Genomic DNA, 14,039 nt, shown 5'->3' on the forward strand with positions numbered 1-14,039 from the left:
TATGAAAAATAGTAAAAGAAAAATAGCTTGTTTACTAACGACATTTATATTTTTATTTGCTTATATAGCTACTACCTTTCATAGTATAGATGCATATGATCAGAGTTATAAAGAATACATAGTAGCGTCTTCATCAAGTTCAAAGCCAAAATCAGGAGGATTTAGTTCTGGAGGAAGTAAGAGTTTTTCAACAAAACCAAAATCAACTACTATAAAACCAGATTCTGGAGGATTTTCTTCTAGACCAAGTAATAGTAGTTCAAAATCAAACTCAAGTAATAGTGTAAAGCCAGACTCTGGAAGTTTTTCAACAAAACCTAAAAATAATGATAGTAGTAATTCAAATAAAAACTATAATGACAATGGAGGAAGTAGCTCATCACGTCCAATATTTGGAGGGTCAAATTATGGAGGATATTATGGCGGATATAGTCCATTTCATAGAATGTTCTATAGATTTGGTATGAGTTCATGGATAACAAAAGTTGTAGTAATAATAACTTTAGCTGTCGTAGCGTATATTATATTTGATTATATAAGAAGTAAAAGAAATTAATTATAAAACCTAGTATTTATGCTAGGTTTTTTATATACTTTATTATTTTATAGTTTAATAAGTGTATTAGATAGATAAAATATTATATAATTTAAAATATATAAACTGTAAAGGAAGATAATCTTATGAAAAAACATTTAGAAGAATATATAGATAAAATAAAAAAATTACCAATAAAAAATAAATACACAAAAGAAGAACTTTTAACTAATGATTTTCTAATAGAAAAAGAAAATAATGTTGAAATATACTATGCACCTCATAATGAATACATAAACCCTAAGGCTAAGGTATTTATAGTTGGCATAACTCCAGGATTTGAACAAATGAGTACTGCAATTTCTACTGCAAGAAGGTGTTTGAGTGAAAATATAGATGTAGAAAAAATTAAATATGAGTGTAAAAGAGATGGTAGATTTAGTGGAAGTTTAAGAAAAAACATAATAAGCATGTTAGATGAAGTAAAATTAAATGAAGGTTTAAATATAGTTAGTTGTAGTGAATTATTTGAAGATAAAGATTATTTACTACATACTATATCTCTTATTCCATACTCAGTATTTGTAAAAGGTAAAAATTATACAGGTCACACACCTAAGTTAATTAAAAGTGAGTTTTTAATGAAGTATGTATATGAAAACTTCATAGAAGATTTTAATAAGCTTAATGATGTGCTTATAATACCTTTAGGAAAAGCAGTAGAAGAAGTATTAAATGAGTTAGTAAGTGAAAATATAATAAAAGAAGGACAAATACTTAGAGGTTTTCCTCACCCATCAGGGGCTAATGGTCATAGATTAGTACAATTAGAGGAAAATAAAGAAATCATGATTAGTATTATAAATGATAAGTTTAAATAATATAAAAAATAAACTAAGGTAACATGATATAAATTTATTATGATAAGCTTTAACTTAAATTAAATGAAGAAATACAAAAAGTTAGGTTGACTACCTAGCTTTTTTATTTATTTTAGAAGTTAACTAAAAGGATAAAAATGAGAAAAATTACAAATAATATATGAGCTGTTAATTATAGATTATAAAAACTATTACTAAGTATACATTATTTAAATAATTAAATTTTTAAAATCACTGTTTTGTATTATACCTATACGGGGTATTTATAATATAAATACATATATCCTATGCTAAAAAAGAAAGGAGATTAATATGGATTCGAATAATAAAGTTAATGAAACATATAAAATAACAGGAATGACTTGCGCAGCTTGTGCAAAAGCAGTGGAGAGAGTAGTCAAAAAAATAGATGGAGTAGAAGCACAAAATGTAAATATTGCCACAGAAAAGCTTACAATAGAATATGACAATACTAAAGTAAGTTTTGATGATATAAAGCAATCAGTAGAAAAGGCTGGTTATGGAGTAGAAAAAGGAGAAGAAAATAAACATATAGACTTAAAAATTGAGGGAATGACTTGTGCAGCTTGTTCAAAAGCAGTAGAAAGGGTAGTTAAAAAATTAGATGGGATAGAAAGTATAAATGTTAATATAGCAACAGATAAAGCTAGTATAAGTTATAATCCATCTCAAGTAAAACTATCACAAATTAAGGAATCAATAAAAAATGCTGGGTATAAACCAGTTGAATATGAAAAAGAAAAGACAGTAGATGAGGATAAAATAAAAAAAGAAAAAGAAATGAAAACTTTATTTACAAAGTTTGTAATAGCAATAGTATTTGCAATACCTCTATTTTATATAGCAATGGGACCAATGATACCAAGTCCAATTGGACCATGGTCTCTACTAGAAATCATAAACCCTATAACGAATACTCTAAATTACGCATTAATTCAATTTGTATTAGTTCTTCCTGTAATGGGAGTTGGTAATAAGTTTTATATAAATGGTATAAAAGCTATTTTAGCTAAAAGTCCAAATATGGATTCATTGGTTGCTATAGGAACTCTTGCAGCATTTTTATATAGTTTATATACAACAGTCCAAATAGCAAACGGAACTGTATCAGCTATGCATCATCATCAATTATATTATGAGAGTGCAGGAATAATAATTGCATTAATATTACTTGGGAAATATTTAGAATCAAGATCTAAAGGTAAAACATCAGAAGCTATTAAAAAGCTTATGGGACTTCAACCTAAAACAGCTATAGTTATAGATAAAGGCGTAGAAGTAGAAACTCCAATAGAAGAAGTAGTGAAAGGAGATATAATATTAGTAAAACCAGGTAGTAAAATACCAGTAGATGGAATTGTTATAGAAGGAATCACTTCAGTAGATGAGTCTATGCTTACAGGAGAAAGTATCCCAGTAGAAAAAAACGTAGGAGATAAAGTAACTGGAGCAAGCATAAATAAAAATGGAAGTATTAAATTTAAGACAGAAAAAGTAGGTAGTGAAACAGCTTTATCTCAAATTATAAAATTAGTAGAAGATGCACAAGGTACAAAAGCACCAATTGCAAAGCTTGCTGATACCGTGTCAGGATATTTTGTACCTATTGTAATGGTAATAGCAGTAGTAACATCTCTTTTATGGTATTTCGTAGGAAATAAAGATATAGAATTTGTTCTTAGAATATTTATATCAGTTCTTGTAATAGCGTGTCCTTGTGCACTAGGTCTTGCAACACCAACTGCAATAATGGTCGGTACAGGTAAAGGTGCTGAAAATGGTATATTAATAAAAGGTGGAGAAGCCTTAGAATCTGCACATAAAATAGATATAGTAATATTTGATAAAACAGGAACAATAACAGAAGGAAAGCCAGTTGTCACAGATGTGGTTTTAAGCGAAGGTATTGATGAAGACTATTTTGTTAAGATAGCATCTAGTGCTGAAAAAGGATCGGAACATCCTCTAGGAGAGGCAATAGTAAAGTATGGAATAGATAAAAATATTGAATTTATGAAAGTTGAAGGCTTTAAAGCAATAACAGGTCATGGTATTGAAGTTAGCATAGATAATAAAGTTATTTTACTTGGAAACAAAAAACTGATGAATGATGAAAATATAAGTTTAATCAGTTTAGAAGAGAGATCTAATGATTTAGCAAGGAAAGGAAAAACACCTATGTATATTGCTATTGATAATAAATTAGCAGGAATAATAGCAGTAGCAGATGTGGTCAAAGAAAGTAGCAAAGCTGCTATTGATACTCTTCACAATATGGGGATAAAAGTAGCTATGGTAACAGGAGATAATAAAAAGACTGCAAATGCTATATCAAAACAAGTAGGAATTGATATGGTACTTTCTGAGGTTTTACCTCAAGATAAATCAAATGAGGTCGATAAATTTCAAAAACAAGGAAAATTTGTAGCTATGGTAGGAGATGGTATAAATGATGCACCAGCTTTAGCTAAAGCAGATATTGGTATAGCAATAGGAAGTGGAACTGATGTTGCCATGGAATCTGCAGATATAGTCTTAATGAAAAGTGACTTAATGGATGTTCCGACAGCTATAAAACTAAGCCATGAAACTATAAAAAATATTAAACAAAATTTATTTTGGGCATTTGGATATAATACTATTGGTATACCAATAGCAGCAGGTATTTTATATATATTTGGAGGTCCACTTTTAAATCCAATGTTTGCAGCAACTGCAATGAGTTTAAGTTCAGTTTCTGTAGTTAGTAATGCATTAAGACTTAAAAATTTTAAATCATTTAAATAAAACCCGTTTTAATCCACGTTTGGAGGAATTATTTTACTCATATCGCCATATGTTGCTTAAAATTTATAAAAATCTCTATAATATTATAGAGATTTTTTTATTTTATATAATTATAAATTAAAACTTAGTGTATACTTAAATAAGTAAAGAATAAGGATTTTCATATAAAATTCATAAGAATAATATAAAATTTAGCATATAAAAACAAATAAGGAGTTGATAATATGAATGCATCTATTTTAGTAGTAGAAGATGATTCGAGTATACAGGAATTAATTGTAGAATTTTTAAGCTCGGAAGGTTATAGTGTAGATTATGCAAATGACGGGTTAGAAGGAATACAAAAATTTAAACAAGGAAATTATGATTTAGTAATTTTAGATGTTATGATGCCAAACTTAGATGGATATTCAGTATGTAAAATGATTAGAAAATCATCTAATGTACCGATAATATTTTTAACCGCTTTAAATGATGAAACTGATCAAGTTAAAGGATTTGAATTAGAATGTGATGATTATATAACAAAGCCATTTTCATTTAATTTACTTATAAAAAGAGTAGAAGCAATTTTAAGAAGAAGTTCAAAGTCTATTAATGATAATTTTATAGTATTTGAAGATCTAAAATTAGATTTAAATACATATTCGGCTAATATTGAAGGAGAGAGTATTGAATTAACATTAAAAGAGTTTAATATACTAAAAACGCTAATAGAAAAATATCCTCAAGTTATAACTAGAGAGAATCTATTAGATAGTATATGGGGATATGATTATTATGGAGATACAAGAATAGTTGATGCACATATAAAAAATATAAGGAAAAAAATATCTTTACCATACATAAAAACTGTAAAAGGAATAGGATATACACTTGAGAAAGATATTTGATAAATGGGAAAATTTAAATATAAAGTATAAGTTATTTTCTATAACCACAATACTTTTAGTAGCGTTAGCCATAATTATATATTTAATTTTATATTTTTTATTACCATCATACTATCATAAATATAAGATAGATTTATTAGAAAGAAGTTCTAAATCCTTAGCAGAAACAGCAATTCATTACGATACAGCTTTTTTAGAGGAAAGACTTTACTATATGGGTAAAGATCAAAACTTGGCAATAATATTAAAAAATCAAAATGGAAAAATAATATATGGAAACAATGAGGTAATTTTCCTAAGATACAATAAATATATTTTAAGTAGTAAAAAAGATGAATATATGTTAACTATGCCTATATATACTAAAGACTCTATGAATCCATACACATTAGAAATAATAATGCCACTGCAACCTATAGATGAAGCTAGTGATGTAATTAGGAATCTTATGCCATATATTATTGGTGTAGCAATTTTAATAGGTATAATAGGTGCATATATATATTCTAATGTTATAACTAAACCTTTAATAGATATAATTGAAAGTGAAAGAGAAGCAGAAAATAGAAGAAAAGATTTTGTTGCTACTATATCTCATGAGCTAAAAACACCAATAACTATAATTAGTGGCCAATTAGAAGGTATGATGTATAATATAGGAAAATATAAAGATAGAGATGCATACCTTAAAAAATCATATGATTGTACACAAGAATTAAAGGAATTAGTAAATGAAATGATAGAAGTATCAAAGTGTGAAATTCTAGAAAAAGATTTAGAGTTAAGAAAAGTAAATTTAAGTGAATTACTACACAAGTTGGTTAAAAGACAATTATTTTTAATAGAAGAAAATAATATAAAAATAGATTTGAAAATTAAAGATAATGTTTTTATAGAATGCGATGAAGAAAGAATTACTAAAGCTATAAATAATATAATTAATAATGCTATAAAGTATTCTCCAAAGGGAGAAAGCCTTATAATTAGACTATATACAAAATCAAATAAAGTTAATAAGAGAAATAGTTTAAGAAAGGTATGTCTAGAAATTGAAAACACAGGGGTGAAAATAGAAGGAAAGTATTTAGGAGAGATATTTAAACCATTTTTCAGAGTAGAAAAATCCCGTTCAAGAAAAACAGGAGGAAGTGGTTTAGGGCTATATTTAGTAAGTCAAATATTTAATAGTCATGGTTTTTATCATTCACTAAAAAACAAAGAAAATGCAGTAGTATTTTATGCAGAATTTTAAAATATAAATTTCAAACACTATTCATAATAAACTCACAAAAAATTCATATAGAAAATGTATTATATAACTATAGAAAAGACTAGCTTAAAAACCATAATATAATACCCCGTTGTAATGATGGCCCTCCCTCACATCCTCATATTGAGTCATCATTACAACAAAATTTCCCCTTATAATAATCCAACTTATAGGGGGATTTTTTTATTATTTCTATTAACACAATAATCTACTATATATCCCATTATAATAACGCCAGGAATATCTATTAATAACCTAATTAATGTAAACTTATATCCTAAAGCGCCAAATTCAAATAATAAAGTTGAGAACTTAGTTACACACCAAGCATTTAAAAAGATAATAATATTAGAAAACTTAACACCTTTTTTTAGTAGTACAGCAGTAAAAGGGAAAGCTGCATACATAGGACCAGCAGCGAAAAAAGCTATTAAAAAAGATAAAAATATTCCTAAAACTCCAGAATCTTTACCCATATATTTCATAAAATATTCTCTAGGGATCCAAGCATCCATAAATCCAAGCAATATCATTACTGGAGGAAGGATAGAAAGCATTTGCAAAATACTAGATTTTACATTTTTAAAAATATTTATGCCTAAATTGTTGTTATAAAAATATATAATAATACAAATTAAAAATCCTATTAAAAAATATTTATATCGATTTAAAAGAAATTTTATATTCATTATTAAAATGCACCTCCAACGAAAAATGCAACAATAAATGCAAATAAAAAAGCAATAAGATTTCTAAAAAACGCAGCTTTTTTACCTATATATTCGGCTTCTAATGTAAATGTTAAAACACCAACCATAGTAAGTGTAGAAATCATAGCTGCAACTTGAGCATATCCTGCGCCACCTTTTAATAAAGAGTCTCCAGTTGAAAATGCAACAAAAGTTGGCATCATTGTAATTGAACCCATAATAGCTGATATTGTAGTACCTAAAATTCCTGAATCAGGGCCAATAAGATTAGAAATAGTACTTGGATTTACAATAGATAAAATTAAAGAAATAATAATTACTATAGAAAGAAACTGAGGCATTATATTTTCAAAAGATTTAAAGGAACTTTTAAGAGCTTTTTTAGTTTTATCTTTATCTTTTATAAAAGCAATAAGAAAAACTATAATACAAAGACCATACATAATATATGATGTCATAAAATCACTCCTTGTTTTATTAATATACTATACTATGATTTAGATATATAAAGAGTTAAACAAATAATTATGCGTTAATATTCAAACTATAAATTATAAATAATATATTGGGCAATATAATGATAGATACAAAAATTGTATCTATTATTATATTAAAAAGTATTAACATAGGAGGCATAGTTATGGAAAATATGAATGGTTTAAAAAGAGATGTGAAAGATACAGCTAAAAAAGCTAAGTATATGGCAAAAGAAGTTGCTGAAGATGTTAAAGATAATTTCGAAGGTGCAATGCATATCATGGAATCAAAAAAAGATGAAATGATGGATAGATTTGAACAAAAGAAATTTGCAGCACAAATAAAACAGCAAATGAAAAAAGAAAATAAATAAACTTATAAGGCGAGAAAGTTAATTTCTCGTCTTTTTTATTAAATAATACTTAGAGGATTGTACCGATACAATGATATTTTTAAAAGGAAAACATAAAATACTATATAAAATACATGGTATTAATAGTAATATAATATAAAAATATAGAATTAGATACTACAATTTAATTAGGAGGGAGAAAAATTTGAGTAGATTAAATGATAGAATAAATAATAGAAGTAAGAAAACTAGATATATGGTTACAGCCGCATTATTTGCAGCATTTATATGTTTGACTACAGCATATATACTACATATACCAATTGGGGGTAAGGGATATGTACATATAGGAGATGCATTCATATACTTAGGTGCAACATTATTACCAATGCCCTATGCAATTTTTTGTGCTGCAATAGGAGCGGCTATGGCTGATTTAATAACAGGATATGCTATATATATAATACCTACATTAATTATAAAATCAATATTAGTATTATTTTTAACATCTAAAACTAATAAAATAATAAATACAAGAAATCTATTAGGATCATTTATAGCAGGTTTTGTAGGATGGATATTATATATGATTGCAGATGGAATAATATATGGAAGTTTTACAAGCGCATTTGTGTTTTCATTAATAGGATTAGTACAGCCTATAGGAAGTTTTATAGTATTTATATTAATCGGATTAGCGCTTGATAAATTAGATATAAAGAAAAAATACTTTAACTAAAATCAATTTAATATGGGGGAATTAACATGAATATTTTATACACAATAGAAGACAGTCTTTATATAAATATAACAAATCTTTGTCCATGTAAATGTACATTTTGTATAAGAGATGAGGGCGATGAAGTAGCAAGTAGTGGAAGTTTATGGATGGATCATGAACCAAGTATAGAAGAGGTAAAGGATGCTTTTAAAAATTATAATATAGATGAATTTAAAGAAATTGTATTTTGTGGTTATGGAGAACCGTTAGTTAGAATAAACGAGGTTGTTGAAATTGCCAAATTTATAAAAAATAAAAGTAACATAAAAGTAAGAGTAAATACAAATGGGCTTAGTGATTTAATTCATAAAAAAGATACTGCAATTATGTTAAGTGATGCTATAGATTCTGTATCAATAAGTTTAAATGCTCCAGATAAAAAATCATATAATGAAGTTACTAGACCAGCATTTGGAGAAAAATCTTTTGATGCAATGCTTAAATTTGCTAGTGATTGCAAAAAATACATAAAAGAAGTTAAATTTTCTGTAGTTGATAGTATACCTAAAGAACAAATAGAAAAGTCATATGATATAGCAAATAGTCTAGGGATAGAGCTAAGAGTTAGACACAAAGAATAAGTAGCTAAAATATATATTTGGAAATTATAATTGTATAACATAAAAAATGAACTCAAGTTGAGTTCATTTTTTATGTTAAGAGATATAATATTTTATAATTAAAACTCTAAATTTAAAGAGATTAATCTTCTTTTCAATTCATCAATAACTTTAATTTCATCCTCAACTGTATCTGCATTAAAAGTAGCTGAAAATCTTAAAAATCCACCACAATCATCCCAAGAAATTGTAGATATAAGGGCCGTAGATAGGATATAAAGAGAAGCGTCATCTGCATTTTTAAATATAATACCGCTTTTTACCCCTTTAGGCATAGGAACGTATACATAAAACCCACCTTTAGGTTTTTTTGCATCAAAACCGACTTCTCTTAGTGCTTTTACTAATAAATCTAATCTTCTAGAGTATCTAATAACATTTTCATCTACTAAACTATAATTGTCTAATGCATAAGCACCAGCTAATTGAATTGCCCTAAATTGTCCTGAATCTGCATGTGATTTCATAGTTGAATAAAGCTTAATAACATTTTTATTTCCAACTAAGAAAGCAAGCCTCCAACCTGTCATATTAAAAGCTTTAGAAAGTGAGTGAATCTCAACACAAGTATCCATTGCACCATCAATACTAAAAATACTAAATGGTTTATAATTATCATAAACTAAATTACCATATGCAGCATCGCATACAATTAAAATATTATTTTTCTTAGCAAAGTCAACAATGTACTTATAAAATTCATAAGTAGCAACTTGTCCAGTGGGATTATTAGGATAATTTAGATATAACATTTTAGATCTTTTTAATACATCACAAGGTATATCTTCTAAAATAGGATAAAAATCATTATATTCACAAAGGGGAAGGGTATAAACTTCTCCACCTAAAAATCTTGTATAGCTTGCTAAAGTTGGGTAGCTTGGTACAGGTACTAATGATATATCACCTGGATTTATAAAGCACATAGGTAAAATTGATAGTATAGACTTAGAACCGATACCATGCATAATATTATCAGAAGTTAACCCATCTATATTATAAACATTATGCATATATCTGCAAGCGGATTCTTGAAATTCAACAATTCCATTATCAGCATAATATCTATTTTCAGGTTTTCTTGCTTCAAAATTTAAAATATCAACTATAGATTCATCAGCCATTCTATCAGGTTCTCCTACACTCATATCAATAAGATTTATATTAGGATTACTTAATTTAGCTTCTTTAGTTAATTTTTTGATTTTTTCAAACTTGTACAATTTTTTGTTGCCAGTAAAAAATGATGAACCACCTAATCTGTCAGAAACTAAGTTGTCTAAAAATGTCATTACATTCCCTCCAAAATATTTGTATAATATATCATATTTAAAATAGCAATATTTAGATACAAATTATTTGAAAAAAATAAAAATACATAAAATTAATTGAAAATTGTATGAATATAAAGTTAAAAATAAAACGAACATAAATAAACAAAAATATTGACAATAAAATGTACAAACGTTATTATAAAAATATAAAAATGAACATGAATGAACAAAATGAACAAAATAAACAAAAATGAAAGCAGGTAATATATGTTTCAGTTAAATAGACATAAAAAGATACATGACTACTTATTAGATAACAAAAAAGCTACTGTAAGTGAATTAGCCAAAATTTGTGAAGTAACATCGATGACTATAAGAAGAGACTTAGACAAGATGGAAAACGATGGTCTAATAACAAGAGTTTTTGGTGGAGCTGTTATTGAATCAAATATAGTTACAGAAGTTTCATACGAAGAAAAAGAAAAAGCATGTATAGAAGAAAAAGTAGGCATTGCAAAAGAAGCAGCAGATTTAGTTTCTGATGGATCTATCGTAATACTGGATTCGGGGACTACATGCATGGAAATTGCTAAGAATTTAATAGACAAAAAAGATTTAAAGGTTGTAACAACAGATATATTAATAGCAGCCTATCTTATGAAATATAAAAATATTGATGTTTACTGTGCAGGCGGAAGAATACAAATGGAAGTTGGAAGCTGCATAGATGATAATACTGTTCAATTTTTAAATAATATAAATGCAGATGTATGTTTTTTAGGAGCTAGTGCAATAAATTCATCCTTATGTTTATCTACATTTACTATGGATAAAGTAAAAGTCAAAAAAGCTATATTAAACTCATCAGAATATAAAATTCTAGTAACTGACGATTCTAAGTTTAACAAAAATAGTTTTGCTAAGATTTGTAACTTAAAAGAATTTGATTTAGTAATAACAAACAAAAACATAAATGAACAATTAAAAGCAAATTTGAAAGAAAACGAAGTTAATATAAAATTAGTTTAGTCATATTGGGGGAAAAATATGAAGTTATATATAATAGCAGATGATCTGACAGGAGCAAATGCAACAAGTGTACTATTAGCTAAAGAAGGGTTTAAATGTTCTACATTTATAGATGCTAACTTAATAAATAAAGAAAATGCTAATAAGTATGATATTGTAGCGGTAAGTACAGATAGTAGAGGTATAAAACCTAATGAAGCTTATGAGAAGGTAAGTTATGAAGTAAATAGAGTAAAGCATAATAACCCAATGTATACAAAAAGAATTGACAGTACATTAAGAGGTAATATTGGTTCAGAAATTGATGCAATATTAGATAATACAAAAGACTCAATAGCCATAGTAGTACCATCATATCCAGACTCTGGAAGAATAGCTATAGGAGGATTTTTATTAGTAAACTCTATACCACTTGAAAAAACATTAGTTGCAAGAGACCCTAAATGTCCAATAACTAATTCAAGAGTAAGTGACATAATTAAAAATCAAACTAAATATAAAATTAGTTCAATAGAAATAAATGAAGTTTTAAGAGGGGAAACTTATTTAGGTCAAAAGATTAAACAATTAGCAGATCAAGGCAGTAAAATAATCGTAGTAGATGCAGTAACTAATGAAGATATAGAAATAATAGCAAAAGCATCTAAACTATCAAATTTAAACATAATTTCAGTAGATCCAGGTCCATATACTAAATGTTTAATGAATGAATTTTGTGGAGAATCTATTGTAGAACAAGGAAAGAAAGTTTTCTTTGCAATCGGAAGTGTTTCAAAAACTACGATAAGTCAAATAGAACATTTGGCAGTAAGTAAGTCTCCAAGTCTTATAAAAGTAGATCCATTAAAACTTATAGATGATAAATTAAAAAATGAAGAAATAAAAAGAGTCATAGAAATAGTAAAAGAAAAATTAAAATATGCTACATCAAATATACTAGGAGTTGTTACAACAACAAGAGAAGATGAAGTACTTGATTTAAGTAGTTTATCAAAAGAATTAAATTTAGATGAAGAATCAATTTCAGTTAAAATAAATGAAGGATTAGCATTAATTACTGAATTATCTCTACAAATATCGAACTCATCAATAGGCGCATTATACACTAGTGGTGGAGATGTAACTATGGAAGTTATGAAAAGACTTCAGGTAGAAGGTATTGATATAAAAGATGAAGTAATACCATTAGCAGTATATGGAAGGTTTATCGGTGGAAAATATCCTAATATGCCAGCAATAACAAAAGGTGGGCTTATAGGTGATAAGGAGACACTATCAATGTGTATAGATTATCTTCTAACTAAAATATCAACACAATATTACGTAAAATAAAAATTAAAAATTGGGAGGAATAAAAATGAACAAGCCATATATAGGAGTGCCTTTAGGAGATCCAGCAGGAATAGGGCCAGAAATAGTAGTAAAGTCAATAGCTAAAGAAAGTACAAACTCATATTGTAATCCAGTTATAGTTGGAGATAAGAAAGTAATAGAAAGGGCAATTAAAGTATGTGACTTGGATTTAGATATAAAAGTTATAAAAGATGTTAAAGAAGGTGTTTATAATAACAAAACTCTTAATTTAATAGATTTAGATAATATAAATATGGATAAATTTGAGTACGGAATAGTTAGTGGAATGTGTGGAAGAGCGGCATTTGAATACATAGAAAAAGTAATAGACATGGCAATGAAAAAAGAAGTTGATGCTATAGCTACAACACCAATAAATAAAGAATCATTTAAAGCGGGAGAAGTACCATATATTGGGCATACAGAAGTTTTAGAGGATTTAACGAATACTTACAATCCACTTACAATGTTTCAGGTACATAACTTAAGAGTATTCTTCTTAAGTAGACACGTATCACTTAGAAAAGCGTGCGACTTAGTAACAGAAGAAAATATGTATGAATTTATAGTAAGATCAAAAGATGCTTTAAAAGAATTAGGAATAGAAAATCCTAAAATAGCAGTAGCTGGACTTAATCCTCATTGTGGAGAGCATGGATTATTTGGAGATGAAGAAAGAGGAATAGAAAATGCAATAAAAAGAGCTAAAGAAGAAGGAATAAACGTAATAGGCCCTATAGGAGCGGATTCAGTATTTTTCTTTGGACTTCAAGGAAATTATGATGCAGTATTATCTCTTTATCATGACCAAGGTCATATAGCTACTAAAACGGTAGATTTCCATAGAACAATATCAATAACTAATAACATGCCGTTTTTAAGAACGTCAGTAGATCATGGAACAGCTTTTGATATAGCAGGTAAAAATATAGCTAACGAAATAAGTTTAGAAGAAGCTATAAGACTTGCATCAGAATATGCACCTAATTTTAATAAATAATAAATTAAACTTAATTAAATAGTTTGCATAAGTAATAAGTTACACCTTATGCAAAC

At 27.2% G+C, this 14,039-nt stretch carries 14 protein-coding genes; 11 read left to right on the forward strand and 3 right to left on the reverse strand.

Annotated elements, in window-relative coordinates; genetic code table 11:
- Position 1 precedes the first annotated feature (1 nt).
- From JNUCC81_RS08535 to JNUCC81_RS08555, 5 genes are all read left to right on the forward strand, one after another.
- Positions 2-556 (forward strand): hypothetical protein, encoded by a 555-nt coding sequence (locus JNUCC81_RS08535; protein WP_454096195.1) that lies wholly within the window; start codon positions 2-4, stop codon positions 554-556.
- Between the two features lie 125 nt (positions 557-681).
- Positions 682-1,416 carry a hypothetical protein gene (locus JNUCC81_RS08540; protein WP_454096196.1) on the forward strand — a complete coding sequence of 245 codons (735 nt, stop codon included), beginning with the start codon at positions 682-684 and terminating at the stop codon, positions 1,414-1,416.
- 312 nt (positions 1,417-1,728) lie between these two features.
- The gene (locus tag JNUCC81_RS08545) at positions 1,729-4,224 is read left to right on the forward strand and encodes a heavy metal translocating P-type ATPase (RefSeq protein ID WP_454096197.1); all 2,496 of its coding nucleotides are present in this window, start codon (positions 1,729-1,731) and stop codon (positions 4,222-4,224) included.
- Between the two features lie 224 nt (positions 4,225-4,448).
- Positions 4,449-5,117 carry a response regulator transcription factor gene (locus JNUCC81_RS08550; RefSeq protein ID WP_454096198.1) on the forward strand — a complete coding sequence of 223 codons (669 nt, stop codon included), beginning with the start codon at positions 4,449-4,451 and terminating at the stop codon, positions 5,115-5,117.
- Complete coding sequence (locus tag JNUCC81_RS08555) at positions 5,101-6,369, forward strand: sensor histidine kinase (RefSeq protein WP_208332066.1); 1,269 nt, start codon at positions 5,101-5,103, stop codon at positions 6,367-6,369. Before JNUCC81_RS08550 ends, JNUCC81_RS08555 begins: the two co-directional genes overlap by 17 nt.
- A 185-nt stretch (positions 6,370-6,554) precedes the next feature.
- Here the strand turns inward: JNUCC81_RS08555 and JNUCC81_RS08560 are convergent, their stop codons facing one another.
- Together JNUCC81_RS08560 and JNUCC81_RS08565 are read right to left on the reverse strand one after the other, a co-directional pair.
- A complete protein-coding gene (locus JNUCC81_RS08560) occupies positions 6,555-7,076 on the reverse strand; it encodes a permease (RefSeq protein WP_286183994.1) in 522 nt (173 codons plus the stop codon).
- A gap of 2 nt (positions 7,077-7,078) precedes the next feature.
- Positions 7,079-7,555, reverse strand: coding sequence for a permease (locus tag JNUCC81_RS08565; RefSeq protein WP_454096199.1), 477 nt, complete (start codon positions 7,553-7,555; stop codon positions 7,079-7,081).
- A gap of 182 nt (positions 7,556-7,737) precedes the next feature.
- Between JNUCC81_RS08565 and JNUCC81_RS08570 the strand changes: the two genes are divergently transcribed.
- The 3 genes from JNUCC81_RS08570 to JNUCC81_RS08580 all read left to right on the forward strand — a co-directional run bounded on the left by JNUCC81_RS08570 (position 7,738) and on the right by JNUCC81_RS08580 (position 9,288).
- Complete coding sequence (locus JNUCC81_RS08570) at positions 7,738-7,947, forward strand: hypothetical protein (protein ID WP_208332064.1); 210 nt, start codon at positions 7,738-7,740, stop codon at positions 7,945-7,947.
- A 235-nt stretch (positions 7,948-8,182) separates the two neighbouring features.
- Complete coding sequence (locus JNUCC81_RS08575) at positions 8,183-8,665, forward strand: TIGR04002 family protein (protein ID WP_208332069.1); 483 nt, start codon at positions 8,183-8,185, stop codon at positions 8,663-8,665.
- Between the two features lie 26 nt (positions 8,666-8,691).
- Positions 8,692-9,288: a TIGR04100 family radical SAM protein gene (locus JNUCC81_RS08580; RefSeq protein ID WP_208332063.1), complete on the forward strand. Its 597-nt coding sequence runs from the start codon at positions 8,692-8,694 to the stop codon at positions 9,286-9,288.
- Between the two features lie 98 nt (positions 9,289-9,386).
- On the opposite strand, the gene JNUCC81_RS08585 is transcribed toward JNUCC81_RS08580, so the two are convergent.
- Positions 9,387-10,619: an aminotransferase class I/II-fold pyridoxal phosphate-dependent enzyme gene (locus tag JNUCC81_RS08585; protein WP_454096200.1), complete on the reverse strand. Its 1,233-nt coding sequence runs from the start codon at positions 10,617-10,619 to the stop codon at positions 9,387-9,389.
- Between the two features lie 249 nt (positions 10,620-10,868).
- On the opposite strand from JNUCC81_RS08585, the gene JNUCC81_RS08590 reads away from it, so the two are divergent.
- Genes JNUCC81_RS08590 through pdxA form a run of 3 tightly spaced genes read left to right on the forward strand, consistent with a single transcriptional unit; the run spans position 10,869 to position 13,983 of the window.
- Entirely contained in the window at positions 10,869-11,630 is a 762-nt protein-coding gene (locus JNUCC81_RS08590) for a DeoR/GlpR family DNA-binding transcription regulator (protein ID WP_454096201.1), read from the forward strand.
- A gap of 18 nt (positions 11,631-11,648) precedes the next feature.
- Positions 11,649-12,962, forward strand: a complete 1,314-nt coding sequence (locus JNUCC81_RS08595; protein WP_454096202.1) for a four-carbon acid sugar kinase family protein — start codon at positions 11,649-11,651, stop codon at positions 12,960-12,962.
- Positions 12,963-12,987: 25 nt separating this feature from the next.
- Complete coding sequence (gene pdxA / locus JNUCC81_RS08600; RefSeq protein WP_454096203.1) at positions 12,988-13,983, forward strand: 4-hydroxythreonine-4-phosphate dehydrogenase PdxA; 996 nt, start codon at positions 12,988-12,990, stop codon at positions 13,981-13,983.
- Positions 13,984-14,039: the final 56 nt, after the last annotated feature.

It is taken from the genome of Faecalimicrobium sp. JNUCC 81, assembly GCF_053667625.1.

Bases quoted from the DNA above. Each gene is read 5' to 3' on its own strand.
- JNUCC81_RS08535 (WP_454096195.1), top strand. From the start codon at position 2: ATGAAAAATAGTAAAAGAAAAATAGCTTGTTTACTAACGACATTTATA.
- JNUCC81_RS08540 (WP_454096196.1), top strand. From the start codon at position 682: ATGAAAAAACATTTAGAAGAATATATAGATAAAATAAAAAAATTACCA.
- JNUCC81_RS08545 (WP_454096197.1), top strand. From the start codon at position 1,729: ATGGATTCGAATAATAAAGTTAATGAAACATATAAAATAACAGGAATG.
- JNUCC81_RS08550 (WP_454096198.1), top strand. From the start codon at position 4,449: ATGAATGCATCTATTTTAGTAGTAGAAGATGATTCGAGTATACAGGAA.
- JNUCC81_RS08560 (WP_286183994.1), bottom strand. From the start codon at position 7,076: ATGAATATAAAATTTCTTTTAAATCGATATAAATATTTTTTAATAGGA.
- JNUCC81_RS08565 (WP_454096199.1), bottom strand. From the start codon at position 7,555: ATGACATCATATATTATGTATGGTCTTTGTATTATAGTTTTTCTTATT.
- JNUCC81_RS08570 (WP_208332064.1), top strand. From the start codon at position 7,738: ATGGAAAATATGAATGGTTTAAAAAGAGATGTGAAAGATACAGCTAAA.
- JNUCC81_RS08575 (WP_208332069.1), top strand. From the start codon at position 8,183: ATGGTTACAGCCGCATTATTTGCAGCATTTATATGTTTGACTACAGCA.
- JNUCC81_RS08580 (WP_208332063.1), top strand. From the start codon at position 8,692: ATGAATATTTTATACACAATAGAAGACAGTCTTTATATAAATATAACA.
- JNUCC81_RS08585 (WP_454096200.1), bottom strand. From the start codon at position 10,619: ATGACATTTTTAGACAACTTAGTTTCTGACAGATTAGGTGGTTCATCA.
- JNUCC81_RS08590 (WP_454096201.1), top strand. From the start codon at position 10,869: ATGTTTCAGTTAAATAGACATAAAAAGATACATGACTACTTATTAGAT.
- JNUCC81_RS08595 (WP_454096202.1), top strand. From the start codon at position 11,649: ATGAAGTTATATATAATAGCAGATGATCTGACAGGAGCAAATGCAACA.
- pdxA (WP_454096203.1), top strand. From the start codon at position 12,988: ATGAACAAGCCATATATAGGAGTGCCTTTAGGAGATCCAGCAGGAATA.